Consider the following 15718-nt stretch of genomic DNA (forward strand, 5'->3'; position numbering starts at 1 on the left):
ATCTTAAAGATTGGGAGCTTTTTTCTATAATTCAGAACAATTATGATGAACTTTTTGTACATCATCATTGTCTTCTAATTGATCAATTAATTTTTGTAGTCTTTCTTTGTCACCAGGAGTCATATTTTCAACTTCTATAGTTGGGACATAAGAAATATCAGAATCAATAAATGTAAATCCTGCTTTTCTTAATGCATCACAAACTGAATCAAAGTTTTCAGTTGGTGTTGTGATGTAGAAACTATCATCGTATGTAGTAATATCTTCCATACCAGCATCTAGTGCAACATCCATAATGTCATCTTCAGTTATATCATCTGTTTTTTCTATTTCAATGACACCTTTTCTGTTAAACATATATGATACACAACCTGGTGTTCCAAGATTTCCACCAAATCTGTCAAATAAGCTCTTAACAGATGAAGCAGTTCTGTTTCTATTATCAGTTAAGATTTCAACTATTAATGCAACACCACCTGGTCCATATCCTTCATAGTTAAGTGCATCATATGAAACACTACCATCAGCACCAGAACCTTTTTTTATAGCTCTTTGAATGTTGTCATTAGGCATATTAATGCTTTTTGCTTTTTCAATAGCATGCTTTAATGCTACGTTATAATCAGGGTCAGCTCCTTCTCTTGCAGCAACAGTAATTAGTCTTACATATTTTGTAAAGGCTGCTGCTCTTTTTTTGTCTTGAGCTTCTTTACGACCTGCTATTGTACCGTGTCTTCCCATAATTTCCTCCAATAAAAAATATGATTAATTATACCACAAAATAAATGACTTGTAAAATGAGGATGTAATAGTTTAAATTTAATTTTACTTTCTATTTGATATTTTTTTTAAATAGTGTATAATATTATTGACAAACAGGGGTGCTGTAAAAAGCTGAGATTATACCCTTAACCTGATACAGGTAATACTGACGTAGGGAGTTTATGTATTTTTTTATTGCATTTTTTTACTCTCTTCAGAAATGAAGAGTTTTTTTTAGGAGATAGGTATGAAAAAGATTAAAAACTATAGCTTGGTTATACTTTTACTAATAATATGGGAAATATTATCTGATATGCATATAATATCAGAGTTTTTACTACCATCACCATACCAAGTTATACTGGCATTTATACATGATTTTAATTTACTTATGAAACACACATATTACACTTTAACAGTTGCATTTTTAGGTGTGTTTATAGGGATAGTGTTAAGTTTTGTATTAGCATTAGTTATGGATCTTTATCAACCTGTATATGATATATTTTATCCCGTAATTATCTTAACTCAAACAATACCTACAATAGCAATAGCTCCTTTATTAATAATATGGCTAGGCTATTACATGAAACCTAAGGTAGTTTTAGTAGTTTTATCTACATTTTTCCCTATAACAATAGCGTTGTTAAATGGATTTAAAGCAGTAGATAAAGATAATATTAACTTATTAAGATCTATGGGAGCAAATACATTTCAAATGTATAGATATCTAAAGATACCAACAAGTTTAAGTTATTTTTTCTCTGGACTAAAAGTATCAATGTCATATTCATTAATATCAGCTGTAATTGCTGAATGGCTAGGTGGATATTACGGTCTTGGGGTATATATGACAAGAGTAAAAAAAGCATTTGCATTAGACAAAATGTTTGCAGTAATATTTTTCATAACTTTTTTAAGTCTACTACTTATGTCTATTATAGATGTATTAGAGAAGAAAATAGTAAAAAATTAGGAGGAAGGCATGAAAAAGAGATTGTTTCATTTACTAAGTTTATTAATTATGGTTTTAGGATTTGTAAGTTGTGGAGCAGCAAAACAACCTGAAAAGAAATTGGAGAAGGTAACACTAGTATTGGACTGGGTACCAAATACTAACCACACTGGTATATTTGTTGCAAAAGATAAGGGATATTTCAAAGAAGAAGGAATAGATCTTGAAATAGTACAACCAGCTGAAGATAGTTCTGCAACAGTAGTAGGAGCAGGAAAGGCTGAACTTGGAATATATTTCCAACCAAATTTAGTTAAAAAATTATTGAAAAATACACCAATTACTGCAATAGCAGCAATATTACAAAAAAATACTGCTGGACTTATGTGCTTAAAATCATTAGGAGCTAAGACACCTAAGGATTTAGAAGGTAAAAGATATTCTACTTGGCAAGATCCTATTGATGATGCAACAGTAAAGACATTAGTAGGAGATAAATTACAAGAAATACCTGGTGAAAGTACAGATGCAACAGCTGGTTTAGTTGCTAATCAATATGATTTCATTATTGTATATAGCAATTGGGATTTAATTAATGCAAGATTAAAGAAAGTAGATGTAGATTTCTTCCCATTAGCACAATATGAACCAATATTTGACTATTATACACCAGTTTTAATAGCAAATAATGACTTTTTAAAGAATAAACCAGAAGTAGCTAGAAAAGTATTAAAAGCATTAGAAAAAGGATATAGATTTGCAGTAGAAAATCCAGATGAAGCAGCAAATATTCTAATAAAGAATGCTCCAGAAGGAAATCCTGAATTGATAAGAGAAAGTCAAAAGAGTATAGTTAAGTACTACTTAAATGAAAAAGGTGAATGGGGTAAAGTAGATATAGCTAAGTGGGATAGATTCTACAATTGGCTATATGAAAAGAAATTAATAGATAAAAAACTAGATAGTGGAGCTGGAGTAACAAATGAATATCTTGGACATTAAAGATATTAGTCATAGTTTTGATAATAAGAAGAATACAATAGAAGACATATCTTTTTGTGTAAAAAAAGGAGAAATTGTTGGGATAATAGGTCCTAGTGGAGTTGGAAAATCTACGTTGTTTAATATAATAGCGGGGTTAATAAAACCAACTAGTGGTAAGGTGTTTTTAGAAAATGAAGACATTACTGGTAAGACTGCAAAAGTAAGCTATATGCTACAAAAAGATTTACTTTTGCCTTTTATGACAGTTTATGAGAATATTGCCCTGCCATTAACAATAAAAAAGGTGAATAAGAAAGAAATAGAAAAGAAAATAAATGAAAATTTATCTAAGTTTGGTTTAGAAAATTTGTGTAACAGATATCCTAAAGAATTATCAGGAGGTCAAAGACAAAGAGTAGCTTTACTTAGAACATATATGTTCAGTGATAAAATAGTTCTTTTAGATGAACCATTTTCAGCACTAGACTATATCACCAAAGATACAATGTATAATTGGTTTTTAAAGCTAAAAAAGGAATTAAATCTAACCTGCCTATTAATCACACATGATATAGACGAGGCAATACGTTTATCAGATACTGTTTATGTTATACAAGGAGTTCCAGGTAAATTTGTTAAAAAATTTGATATACAAAAAGATGAAAAAAGTATGATGGAAATAAAGAAAAAAATATATGAAGTTATTAAACAAAAAATATCTTGGTAACGATTTTATCGTTACTAAGATTTTTTTTTTATTTTCATTTAAAAAAGAAATGTGATATTCGTTAAAAAGATATTAAAAAAATTTTTTGTATTCTGTAAACTATTAACAAGGAGGTGATATAAATGGATAAAAAAGATTTTTTAGAACATACAGATCTATTTGAAAATAGGATAAAAAATGAGCTAGATAAAGGGCTTAGTCATTTAAAGGAGCTAATAAACAACGATACAAGTATACCTAATATATATACCTGTGTACTAGAAAAAGATAATGAAAAATATTCATATTTTCTTTTTCCTATGGTACAAGATGTTGATGATTGTGTATATATAAAAAAAGAATACTATGAGTTAGAAGATATAGAGGGTATGACATTTATTGGACAATATATATTAGGAAGTGAAAAGTTTAAATTTAAATTTATTCTAGAAAAAGATGAAAGATTTAATGAACAGGTAAATATATTGTATAAGTCCTTTATACTATCAAATCTACCATGGCAAAGTTTTGATAAAAGATATATTAATAGAATGTATAGGGTGAAAATATTAGAGGATATAGACTATTTAGAAGATAAAACAGATGCAATTATTGATTATGGACTTGGTGATGACTATGTTTTTAATATGAATATATATTGGAATATAGAAAAGATACAGCAAATAAGCAAAAAAAGTTTAACCATACTAGATGACATTTCATATCTATACACATTAGACAAATCTAATATTGACTATTACCTATTACATGAAGATGAAAGGTACATAGATGATGTATTAAATTATGAGGATAATGTTAAAATATTTAGTACAAAAGATGATTTATACTGCTTTAATATATTAAGGGTTACCAAATTTGATGAGAGGTTCATATCAAACTATACGGTTAATAATTTAAAATTAAGAAATATTGTAAGTTTGAAAGATATAGTAAAAATATTTAAAGTTAATTATGGTATAACTATAAAAGACTTATTCTATTCAAATGAAAATCTATCACATCTAATTATTCCAGATTACAACAAACAAATTTTGAAATTAAAAAACAGTTACCTATATTTAAAATTAGAAAAAATACAAAATTATGATGATGTTATTCACTTAGTAAATTATTTAAATAATAATTTAACGACATACGAGGTAAGAGTATATGGCTAGTAATTTTTACCCGTATTTGTGGTACATATATTTAAAGAAAATAGAAAACATACAGTATGAGGGATATATACCATATTTTGAGTTAAGTTTATCAGGATTTAATAGTGGTAAAGATGTAGCATACGTTAATTTACCTATGTTAAATATGTATTTAGATAATGAAGAGTATAAGGCATTATACGATTTTTACATTAAACTCTTAGCATATATTAGATATAGTATGATGAATAATAGACTGTCTTTATCAAGAAGTGATAAAAACTATATCATTTCTAAATGGAAGTATAAGTCAAGATATATAAAAGACAGTATGTATGTGTTTTTTGCATGCCTTAGAAACACTTTTTCAAGCTATATGGTATATAGAAAGAATAATATGTTCTACATCATCCTAGATTACAATAAGGATAAAAATATATTGGATATAATGGAAGAGATAATAGATAATTTTTTACCTATAGGAATTGAATGTAAGTATTTTTTTAATAATTTTCTTTTTTTAGATATAGAAGAATTTTCATTTTATGAAAGGTGGATAAGTCTATGAAATATGAAGTAAAGATGGATAATCTTTTAATAGAACATAGCGTAATAGAAAATGTAGAAATAAATATTATGCAAGATATAGAGCAGAGCTATATAAACGATAAAAACAGAATACAAGTTTTGGTTGAAGGTAAGATTTTTACTAAAGATAATGGAGTGGTTAAAAGTAAGGATTTAATATCGGACTTAATTAAGTTAAAAGATAAATATTTTGATGTTTTTGTTAATATAGATGATATGAGCTATCTTTTTCCTAAGTTATACATCTACAAGCTAACACAGAAATTCTATGAAAAAGATGCAACATTTAAATTGTATTTATTACAAAAATTTTTAGGGGATAATAAAGAAATTGTGGTGAATACTAATGAAAATAAGGATAGATGATAAGGAAATAAAAGAATATACAATAAAAGAATTTAAGTTGAGTTCCGAATTCAATAAACACACCAAAATATATTTAGAGTTAGAAATATTAAATTTAGAAAAATTACAAGGTAAATCAATAGAGATTGAAGATAAAACAAAATATTTTACAGGAGTAATTTATGAAATATATACTTCAAAATTTGGTATAGATGGGAAAAGGGCTAGTATAATAGCGTATTCTAATACTAAAAAATTAGATGAAGTTAAAAAGTATGAAATATTTCAAGATGAAGATATTACGTACCTTGATATATTAACTAATATAATGAAAGATTATAAAATAAAGTATATGTATTCTGATAGTTTAAAAGTAAAAACAAATAGGCTATATATACAATACGATGAAACTGACTATGAATTTTTAAAAAGAATACTCTATGACATACAAGAAGTTGTGTATACTAGCTATAACGGTGTAGTAGTATTTGGTATAAAGGATATTTCAAATATATCTATAAATAATATTTTAGAAAATGGAAGTAAGAATAAGAATAGATACTATATGACAAGGGATGAAATGTATGTAGTTGGTGATAAATATCAGGGTGAATATATATGTAAACTTGAAGTAGAACAAAAGAAGAATATATATTTTAGTAAGGTTGAATTTTGTAAAAAAGGTGTGTACAAATATATCCCAGTTAAAAATATTAAAGGTACGTTTATAGAAGCAAAAGTAGTGGATGTAGTAGCAAATAGAGATGTTGCAGCTATGAGGGTAGATTTCTCAAGAAGCATTAAAGATAAGAGTAATAATAAGAAAATATTAAGTTTTGCAACACCATATTCAAAGTCTAATACAGGATTTTTCCCAGCACCAGATGTAGGGGATATTGTTGATGTGTACTTTCCATCAAATAATGAAAATGATGCAAAAGTTGCGTTTTGCATTAATAATGAAGGAAGTAATAGATTTTGTAGTGATGATAAGAGGAATTTTACTAATGGTAAAAGCACTATTGAGATAGAGGATAATAAGTTTAATATTGATGCAAGTGACATCAATATTAAAGCGAATAATAAGGTTAATGAGATAAGTAATGGATATATTGCCATAGAGTCTAAGCAAGATTTACAGCTATATGCAGATAATGTAGATATTGTTTCAAAAAAAGGAAACATAGAACTAAATAGCAGTAGCGATGTAAAAATTAAGGGTAGTAAGATATATAACAATTGAGGGATATATGAAATTAAAAAAATTTGAAAATGAAAATATACCAGAAGAGATACATGAATTTTATGATGATATGTCGACAAAGTATTTAAAATCAGACTATTCATATGGTAAAGCAGAAAAAGGACATATAATTTCAGAAAAAATAGGCAGATACAAAATGAAAAAGGATGAAATATACTTAGTAGAACCTAATGTAGACTTAAGTTATTTATTGCATTGTGAAGAAGGTCGTATAAAACAAGATGAGATAGTTATAAAATACGATAAATATGTACTATTAAAGGAACTAAAAGATATATTAGAAAAATATGTTGATGATGTTTTTGAAACAATTGATATGGAATATATTGAGGATAATAAGACAATTGAAGATGCAAAGTTTATGAAGAATATAATAACGGTTAGTGCAGCAGGAATATTAATTGCTTGTCATATATTTGGTATAAGAAAGGTAAAGAAGCTATTTTCAAAAAAAGCAATCTATTGTAAGGATAAAATTCCCATAACCCACTATATAGATGACAAGATGAATTATGACATCACATATATAACGGGAGAAATAAAGAAAAAGAAGGTAATTCCTAATGTTAAAGAGGAAGATGAGATAAAAATAGATACTGGTGAAGAATTTATAGGTCAAAAGTCTACAAAAGATTTAAAAGAACAACTAGCAAAAATATTAGAGACTAGTGAAAAAATAAAGAAAATGTTTGAAAAGAAAAAAGAAGGAAAAACAAGAAGAAAAAGTAGAAACACCAATAAAACAAGAACAACCTCAACAACCTCAACAATCTCAAGATAATTCTAAGATATTAGATGAGCTAAAAGAGTATATAAAAAAAGAGAATAATAATAGTAATAATAACCATAGATTAGTTAATGATAATAAAGAAGTTGATGAAATATTACAGAAAAAATTTGATAATGAGTATGGTGATAAAAGGTATACAAAATATTTTGAGGATACAACTAATGCAAAAGTAGATAAAAAAGATAAAAAGAATTTAAATGAAGTTTTAAGAGCTGTTGATAAGAAGAATAAGGAAATTGTAAAACAAGAGCATTTTGATGATTATAGAGAATTTTTTAAAAATGAAAATAATGTTAATACTATAGATTTTTTATACAACCTTTGTATGCGTTCTAAAGATCCACTAGAAGAATTAGAAAATGCATTGTGTTTTCTTTCTTGTAAGTATGAAGGTGAAGGGATAATAAAAAATATAGGGACTATAGCTAAAAACATATTTAAATCTAAGGCTAAGGAAGCTATTGTTAATAAGATAAGTGATGTAATAAAAATACGTATACCTAAGGAAGAATTTAGTGAGAGACACTTATTAAAAATGGGTATAGCTGATGTGGATGATATAAAATTAAGCTGTAAGAGCTTACCATTAAAAGAATATCCTAAAACAAAATACTATAGATTCTTAAAACTTTTTAAAGATGAGGACTTAATAGCTAAAAGCTATAGTATAGATAAAAAAGGTAAAAGGAAGTATAAAAGGGCAAGAAGACTATTAGATAACATATTGATATGTCTAATTAAAAGTATAACTAGGGTAGAAAGTAAGTATTTAGATGAATATCCAAATGATAAGCAAAATATTTTAAGAAACTACTTATTAGCCCTAGATGAAAATGAAAATGGTTTAACTTATGAAAATTATAGCTTCTTACATTCAATAAAACCATTTAATATATCTGAGGTAATATTATCATTACTTAAAAGTGATAAATCATACAGGGAGTACTCATTAAGAAAAATATCTGATTTTATGTATGATAAAGAGTACAAAAGTTATTTAAAAAATACGACTAGTGTAGATAAAATAAAGGGTAAGTTTCCGACTAGAAGTTCTCTAGAATACAATATGAGGTTAAGGTCTAGCTATAATATATACAAGTTTTATGAAGCCCTATACACAGATAATAATAAAGCAGAAAAAGAACAATTAGTATGTTCTGGTGCAAAAATACGTTGCACGATGAGTAGTACAGAAAGTAAGTTGTTAGTTATATCATCTAAAAAATATATAGATTCAAAACCATGTGCAACTATATATGATAGGATGATAGAACCATTTAAAGAATGTCATGCTAATAAAGTTTGTGTACCTACTTTAGGTGTATGGGAAAAGAAGAAAAATATATCAATAGGTGATAAGGCAGCATTAATAAGTAATTCAAAATGTATGTGTACCTTTGGTGGGGTAATAAGTATAACAGACCCTAATCAAAAAACAAGTAATCTAAAAGAAATATCAAAAATTGATCATGATATAAAGTATAGTCTTGAGGACTATAAGGATATAAAAAATATATATTATGACCTAGAAAAAAGATATTTTAATAGATTTGCAAGATATGTGTATAGTTCATACCTACATGTAGGAAGGATAGATATACATTGTATAAAACTTTTTAGAGAAAAATTAAAGCCTAAGTATGATGATAAAAAATTATACAACGAAAATTGTATACCAGTAGTTGATAATGATATTGAATGTATAGTTAATATCTACCCGCTAGCTAAAATCATAATGGGATATTTTTATGGAAGATTAAATGATAATAGGATAAAAGATAAGTGGTTAGATGTAGGTAGAAGTCTATCTAAAGAATTAGATTTTGAAAAATTCATAAGTAAAGCTAAAAAGCAGTTACCAGTAATATATTCAGCGTATAAAGAGAAAAGTAGCCATTATCCAAAATGTACTTGGATGAAGGATGTATACAATGAATATATGAGTAGGTATTCTGGTCAAGAATTAAATGATAGGGTAAGAATGTATCATAAAGAAGGTGGAGGAATAAATGGAGATATGAAAACACCGTGGTGTGCTTCATTTGTAAACTTTATTCTAAAAACTGGTTTAAAATCACCCTCATCACAGTGTTTTTATTCAAAAGAGGGTAAAAAATATTTTAATAAAATAAAGAAGGGTAAATTCGGTGCAATATTAGTACTAAATTATGGGAATGGTAGAGGTCATTGTTCCTTTATAGTCACAGAAGATGACAATGGTTATTTGTGTCTTGGAGGTAATCAATCAAAAAAAATTAAAAAGAGCTATTTTCCTAAAAATAAAAGAGTACAAGGAATATATTGGCCAAAATAGGAGGAAAAAATGAAAAAAATATATTTATTATGTCTTGTGTTATCAAGCATAAGTATCGCAGAAGGAATAAAATATGAAACTTTAGATGAAGAGAAAAAATATGTAATAGATACAAGTGATAAATTAAGAGATTTACAAATTAAATCTATTAATTATGAATTATCAAATTTTAATGTATCAAGTGAAAAAACAAGTGGTGAAAATTTCCTAGAAAGTATAGAAGATGAAAATTCTAAATATGAAATAGGTAATAATACATACTTTATAGGTAACAAAGATGAATACAACATAAATACAAAATTTAATTTTGGTAAAGTATTTGACTTTGAAGGTAATAATGCCACATTAGGTCTAAATATGGGCTATGTTAATGGTAAAATAAATAATAATAAATTAAATGGAGTAAATGTAGGTATATATGCTAAATCATATATGCCAGATTATAAGTTAAAAATTAACACAGAGCATAAATTTAATTATACTAATGTAGAATATGAAAAAGCATTTAAACAAAATTATTTAGGTGTATATGGAGGTATAGATATTAGAACAAGCTTAGGTAGCACATTTTTTGTTGAACCAGGAGTAAGAGCAAGTTATACATTTAATTTAGATTCTAATGTTTTAGATCAAAATGAAGATAAGATAGAATTAAAAAAAGGAATAAATGCTAGCATAGGAGGTTTAGCAAGAATTGGATATATTTTTGGTAAAGAAAATAAGTTTAAATTGTCTTTAGGATATTCACTAGACAAAAGATTAAATAATTTAAACAAGTATAATATATTTAACAAAAATGTTGAAAAACCAGCAAACAACTATATTACACATGATGTAGATATGCAATTTGATGTTAATTTAAAAGAAAAACATAAATTTTCTTTATCTGTAGGTAAGAATACAGGAGGGTATAAGGGAGGCTTATCATATAATTATATTTGGTAATGTAAACTATTTTAAACTAACTGACAGTCCTAAATCCTTGTAATTTACTTTAAAATATTGTAAAATAGAATTCTAGTAGTTAAAAGCTATATGAAGTGAGAGAAAGGAGTGTCATAGTTTGGAAAGTGAAACATTGCTGAAAATACAAAATTTAAATACAGGTTTTCGTATTAAAGATAATTATTACAATGCAGTAGATGATGTGACGCTTGATTTGTGCAAAAACGAAGTTCTTGCCATAGTTGGAGAGTCAGGATGTGGTAAAAGTACATTAGCTACATCAATAATAGGTCTACACGATCCAAATATCACTAAAGTAGAAGGTAGTATTCTATTTGAGGGTAAAAATTTAGTTGGTCTCGATGAAGAACAATATAATAAAATTAGAGGTAATAAAATAGGTATGATTTTTCAAGATCCTTTATCTGCATTAAACCCTCTTATGAAAATAGGTCAACAAATTGAAGAAGGATTATTATACCATACAAAATTAAATGAAAAAGAAAGAAAAGAAAGGGTATTAGAATTAATAGAAAGAGTTGGAATTCCTAATCCCCAAAGAGTTATAAATAGATTTCCACATGAATTATCAGGGGGTATGAGACAAAGAGTAATAATTGCAATTGCCTTATCATGTAAACCTGATATATTAATAGCCGATGAACCAACAACAGCTCTAGATGTCACAATACAAGCACAAATTCTTGATTTAATTAAAGAATTGGAAGATGAAATAGGGGCTGGTATTATTTTAATAACACACGATTTGGGTGTAGTTGCTGAAATGGCTGACAGGGTAGCAGTTATGTATGCGGGTGAAATAGTTGAACTTGCTGATGTTAATGAATTATTTAAAAATCCTAAACATCCATATACAAGATCACTATTAAGCTCTATACCACAATTAGATAAAGAAACTGAACATTTACATGTTATACAAGGTACTGTTCCATCATTAAAGAATTTACCAAGAAAAGGATGTAGATTTTCAGAAAGAATACCATGGATAGCTAAGAGTGAACATGAAGAAAATCCAGTGTTACATGAAGTATCAAAAAATCATTTTGTAAGATGCACATGTTACAAAAATTTCCACTTTGATAATGGAAGTGATATAAATGAGTAATATAGTAATGGAAGTAAAAGGACTAAAGGTACATTATCCAATTAGAGGAGGCTTTTTCAATAGAATAATAGACTATGTTTATGCTGTTGATGGTGTAGATATGGTAATAGAACAAGGAAAGAGTTATGGACTTGTTGGAGAATCTGGTAGTGGTAAGTCTACAATAGGTAAGTCAATAATAGGATTAGAAAAAGTTACAGAAGGTAAAGTGTTATACAAAGGAGAAGAAATATCATTAAATAAAATTAAAAGAAAGTCATCATATAGAAAAGATGTACAAATGATATTCCAAGATTCAATGTCATCATTAAATCCTAAAAAAAGAGTTCTAGATATTATTGCTGAACCTTTAAGAAATTTTGAAAGATTGACACCAGAAGAAGAAAAGAGAAAGGTTATAGAACTATTAGAAATAGTAGGTATGACAGAAGATACAGCATATAAGTATCCATTTGAATTCTCAGGTGGTCAAAGACAAAGAATAGGTGTTGCAAGATCTGTAGCAACTAAACCTAAATTAATTATAGCTGATGAACCAGTGTCTGCATTAGATTTATCAGTGCAAGCACAAGTCTTAAATTATATGAAAGATATACAAAAACAATTTGGTTTAAGTTATATATTTATTTCTCACGATTTAGGTGTAGTAAAACACATGTGTGATGAAATATACATTATGTATAGGGGAAGATTTGTTGAAAAAGGTATAAAAAAAGATATATATACAGATCCTAAACATATTTATACAAAGAGATTAATTGCGGCTATTCCTGATATAAATCCAGAAACTAGGGATAAAAATAGAGAATATAGATTGTTAGTTGAAAAAGAATACAAAGAAAAAGAAAATGTGTATTACGATAAAAATGGTAAAGTATTTGATTTAATACCATTAGATAAAACTAACAAAAATGAAACACATTTTGTCGCATTGAAAGAGGTGAAATAAAATGTGGAAAACAACGTTAAGAAGAATTTTAATTATGATACCTCAAATTGTAATACTAAGTATATTAGTCTTTATATTAGCTAAAATGATGCCAGGAGATCCATTCTCAGGATTAATAGATCCTAACATATCACCAGCTAGAATAGCAGAATTAAGACAATCTTTAGGATTAAATGATCCTTGGTATATACAATATATTAGATGGATAAGAAACTTATTCCATGGAGACTTGGGTATAAGTTATACATATAAGTTAAAAGTTACAACTTTAATAGGACAAAGAGGATATAATACATTTATATTATCATTATTCAGTGTTATCTTATCATATGCTATATCTATACCTTTAGGTATATTAGCAGGTAGATATAACGGTTCTAAATTTGATAAAATTGTAATATTATATAACTATATAAGTTATGCAATACCAACATTTGTATTATCAATACTAATGCTATGGTTATTTGGATATACTTTAAGATTATTCCCTACATCAGGGTCAGTTGATTTAGGAATAAAACCAGGAACGTTTGGATATATTATAAATAGATTCTATCATATTCTATTACCATCAATAACATACGCTTTATTAAGTACAGTAGGAACTATACAGTATTTAAGAAACGAAGTTATAGATTCAAAACAAATGGATTATGTAAAAACAGCTAGAAGTAAAGGTGTTCCAGTAAACAAGGTTTATACAAAACACATATTTAGAAATTCACTATTGCCAATTGCAGCATTTTTTGGTTATACTATAACAGGTTTACTTGGTGGATCAGTATTTATTGAAACAATATTTGGTTACCCTGGAATGGGACAATTATTTATATCATCAATTAGTTCAAGAGATTACAGTATTATAACAGCATTAATATTAATGTATGGTATCTTAACATTATTAGGAACATTACTATCAGATATAATTCTAAGTATAGTAGATCCTAGAATAAGAATAGAGTAGGAGGGCAAAATGGAAAAGAAAGAAAAAAAAGAAATAACCAAAGCACCTACTGGATTTGAAATCATAAAAAGAGAGTTCATTAAAGATAAGATAGCATTAGTGTCACTTATAATACTTGTAGCATTAATTTTAATAATATTTATTTCTTCAGCATTACTTAATCAAGATGAAGTAATGACTGTAAGCTTATTAGATAAGTATGCAAGACCAGGAGAAGGTTTCTGGTTAGGAGCTGACTCAGGTGGACGTTCTATTTTAGGACAATTAATAATAGGTGCAAGAAATTCTATAATTATAGGATTTTGTGTAACATTTATTTCACAAATTATTGGTATATCTATAGGTTTAATATCTGGATACTATGCAGGTAGAGTAGATAATATAATAATGCGTATTATAGACTTTATTATAATCTTACCAACAACAATGGTAATAATTGTATTTATAACAATAGTACCAAAGTTTACAGCATTTAAGTTTATACTAATACTAACTGCATTTATGTGGGTAGGAACAGCAAGACTTATTAGATCAAAAGCATTATCAGAAGCTAGAAAAGACTATATAAGTGCATCAAAGACATTAGGAACTAGTGATATTAAGATAATGTTAACAGAATTATTACCTAATATTAGTTCAATAATATTAGTAGATTTAACATTGACTTTTGCAGGTAACATAGGTATAGAAACAGGACTTACATATTTAGGTTATGGGTTACCACCTGCAACACCATCATTAGGTACATTAATAACATATGCATCAAAACCAGAAATAATTTCATCAAAATTATGGGTATGGTTACCAGCATCATTATTAATTTTAGTGTTGATGTTATGTATAAACTATGTAGGGCAAGCTTTAAAGAGAGCAACAGACGCAAGACAAAGATTAGGATAGAAAAAATGAGGGTTTTTAAATTCCCTCATTTTTTAAAAATCTACTAAAAGTCTATTATCATTTATAGTAATATCATTGATAGGTAATAATTTTGTTAGTGAATGTTCTTTAGTGTTGTATATACTCTTTTTTTCAACAATAGGGTATATGCTATTCATTAAAGCAGTTGAGATGAAGTTAGATTCAGGCATGAATTCATGCTTACCATCAGTTATTTTAACTAATTTAACTTTATCTAAATAAATATCATTTGTCACATTATCAAACCTAACATTAGATTCAAAATACATATTACCTTTAAACTTTTTAAGTAGTACACTAGCTGTATAATCAGTTTTTAATTTAAATTTATTATCTTCTATCTTAATTTCAGGATTAAAGACTTTAATCTTGCTTCCGTACTTTGCTTTTTCAACAGGGAAAATTTTTTTAATCCCATAGTCAATTGCAACATTTGGTATTGCAACTGAAAAGGCAAGTGAAACGAATGGAAGAATAATAAATAATAGAATAAATTTCTTCATAATTTTATCACCAACGAATATTATACCATATTGTGTTGAAAAAAAAAGCAAAAATTAGTAGAATATATGAAAGAATGGGAGGATAAGTATGTACAAGGTAGAAGCAAAAACTAATACTGGCTTTATTGTAAAAGCAACAACAGAAGATTTCCTATACGAAATGGATAAGGACAAAAAATTAGGAACAACACCTGTTGGTTATGTAGTAGTAGCACTTAGTGGTTGTGCATTAATGTGCGTTAGAGGATATTATTTAAGAAAGGGTATAAAGGATATAGAGATAAAATCTAATCTGGAATACGATGGAAGCTTTAAGTTTGATATTGAAATAGACAAAGAGATAACTGAAGTGGAAGCTAGTGAAATTAAAGAATATATTAAAAAATATTGTACAGTATCGCAAATGTTAAATAAGGAAATAAGCTATAAGATTATAGGAAAGTAA

The 15718-nt window shown here is 27.1% G+C and carries 17 protein-coding genes and 1 riboswitch; of the genes, 15 read left to right on the forward strand and 2 right to left on the reverse strand.

Features of this window, described 5'->3' with window-relative positions:
• Nucleotides 1–24: 24 nt before the first annotated feature.
• Nucleotides 25–741, reverse strand: coding sequence for a YebC/PmpR family DNA-binding transcriptional regulator (locus VC03_RS01665; RefSeq protein WP_046328380.1), 717 nt, complete (start codon nucleotides 739–741; stop codon nucleotides 25–27).
• 126 nt (nucleotides 742–867) lie between these two features.
• Nucleotides 868–957, forward strand: a riboswitch (TPP riboswitch).
• A gap of 52 nt (nucleotides 958–1009) precedes the next feature.
• Between VC03_RS01665 and VC03_RS01670 the strand changes: the two genes are divergently transcribed.
• The 14 genes from VC03_RS01670 to VC03_RS01735 all read left to right on the forward strand — a co-directional run bounded on the left by VC03_RS01670 (nucleotide 1010) and on the right by VC03_RS01735 (nucleotide 14749).
• Nucleotides 1010–1738, forward strand: coding sequence for an ABC transporter permease (locus tag VC03_RS01670; protein WP_046328381.1), 729 nt, complete (start codon nucleotides 1010–1012; stop codon nucleotides 1736–1738).
• A gap of 9 nt (nucleotides 1739–1747) precedes the next feature.
• Nucleotides 1748–2719, forward strand: a complete 972-nt coding sequence (locus VC03_RS01675; RefSeq protein ID WP_046328382.1) for an ABC transporter substrate-binding protein — start codon at nucleotides 1748–1750, stop codon at nucleotides 2717–2719.
• Nucleotides 2700–3428, forward strand: coding sequence for an ABC transporter ATP-binding protein (locus VC03_RS01680; protein ID WP_046328383.1), 729 nt, complete (start codon nucleotides 2700–2702; stop codon nucleotides 3426–3428). The genes VC03_RS01675 and VC03_RS01680 overlap by 20 nt, the downstream gene beginning before the upstream one ends.
• A gap of 122 nt (nucleotides 3429–3550) precedes the next feature.
• A complete protein-coding gene (locus VC03_RS01685) occupies nucleotides 3551–4585 on the forward strand; it encodes a hypothetical protein (RefSeq protein ID WP_046328384.1) in 1035 nt (344 codons plus the stop codon).
• Complete coding sequence (locus VC03_RS01690; protein WP_046328385.1) at nucleotides 4578–5132, forward strand: hypothetical protein; 555 nt, start codon at nucleotides 4578–4580, stop codon at nucleotides 5130–5132. The genes VC03_RS01685 and VC03_RS01690 overlap by 8 nt, the downstream gene beginning before the upstream one ends.
• The gene (locus tag VC03_RS01695) at nucleotides 5129–5518 is read left to right on the forward strand and encodes a hypothetical protein (RefSeq protein ID WP_046328386.1); all 390 of its coding nucleotides are present in this window, start codon (nucleotides 5129–5131) and stop codon (nucleotides 5516–5518) included. The genes VC03_RS01690 and VC03_RS01695 overlap by 4 nt, the downstream gene beginning before the upstream one ends.
• A complete protein-coding gene (locus VC03_RS01700; RefSeq protein WP_046328387.1) occupies nucleotides 5499–6740 on the forward strand; it encodes a hypothetical protein in 1242 nt (413 codons plus the stop codon). The genes VC03_RS01695 and VC03_RS01700 overlap by 20 nt, the downstream gene beginning before the upstream one ends.
• A gap of 7 nt (nucleotides 6741–6747) precedes the next feature.
• Nucleotides 6748–7542 carry a hypothetical protein gene (locus VC03_RS01705; protein ID WP_046328388.1) on the forward strand — a complete coding sequence of 265 codons (795 nt, stop codon included), beginning with the start codon at nucleotides 6748–6750 and terminating at the stop codon, nucleotides 7540–7542.
• Nucleotides 7451–9865, forward strand: coding sequence for a PAAR-like protein (locus VC03_RS01710; RefSeq protein ID WP_046328389.1), 2415 nt, complete (start codon nucleotides 7451–7453; stop codon nucleotides 9863–9865). The genes VC03_RS01705 and VC03_RS01710 overlap by 92 nt, the downstream gene beginning before the upstream one ends.
• Before the next feature lie 9 nt (nucleotides 9866–9874).
• Nucleotides 9875–10810, forward strand: coding sequence for a hypothetical protein (locus VC03_RS01715; RefSeq protein ID WP_046328390.1), 936 nt, complete (start codon nucleotides 9875–9877; stop codon nucleotides 10808–10810).
• Nucleotides 10811–10928: 118 nt separating this feature from the next.
• A complete protein-coding gene (locus VC03_RS01720; RefSeq protein WP_046328391.1) occupies nucleotides 10929–11936 on the forward strand; it encodes an ABC transporter ATP-binding protein in 1008 nt (335 codons plus the stop codon).
• Nucleotides 11929–12885: an ATP-binding cassette domain-containing protein gene (locus VC03_RS01725; RefSeq protein WP_046328392.1), complete on the forward strand. Its 957-nt coding sequence runs from the start codon at nucleotides 11929–11931 to the stop codon at nucleotides 12883–12885. Before VC03_RS01720 ends, VC03_RS01725 begins: the two co-directional genes overlap by 8 nt.
• Before the next feature lies 1 nt (nucleotide 12886).
• Nucleotides 12887–13849 carry an oligopeptide ABC transporter permease gene (opp4B, locus tag VC03_RS01730; protein ID WP_046328393.1) on the forward strand — a complete coding sequence of 321 codons (963 nt, stop codon included), beginning with the start codon at nucleotides 12887–12889 and terminating at the stop codon, nucleotides 13847–13849.
• Between the two features lie 9 nt (nucleotides 13850–13858).
• Complete coding sequence (locus VC03_RS01735; RefSeq protein WP_046328394.1) at nucleotides 13859–14749, forward strand: ABC transporter permease; 891 nt, start codon at nucleotides 13859–13861, stop codon at nucleotides 14747–14749.
• Between the two features lie 32 nt (nucleotides 14750–14781).
• Here the strand turns inward: VC03_RS01735 and VC03_RS01740 are convergent, their stop codons facing one another.
• Nucleotides 14782–15273 carry a DUF1439 domain-containing protein gene (locus tag VC03_RS01740; protein ID WP_046328395.1) on the reverse strand — a complete coding sequence of 164 codons (492 nt, stop codon included), beginning with the start codon at nucleotides 15271–15273 and terminating at the stop codon, nucleotides 14782–14784.
• A gap of 88 nt (nucleotides 15274–15361) precedes the next feature.
• Between VC03_RS01740 and VC03_RS01745 the strand changes: the two genes are divergently transcribed.
• The gene (locus tag VC03_RS01745) at nucleotides 15362–15718 is read left to right on the forward strand and encodes an OsmC family protein (RefSeq protein ID WP_046328396.1); all 357 of its coding nucleotides are present in this window, start codon (nucleotides 15362–15364) and stop codon (nucleotides 15716–15718) included.

This window comes from Sneathia vaginalis, assembly GCF_000973085.1.
Classification (GTDB): domain Bacteria; phylum Fusobacteriota; class Fusobacteriia; order Fusobacteriales; family Leptotrichiaceae; genus Sneathia; species Sneathia vaginalis.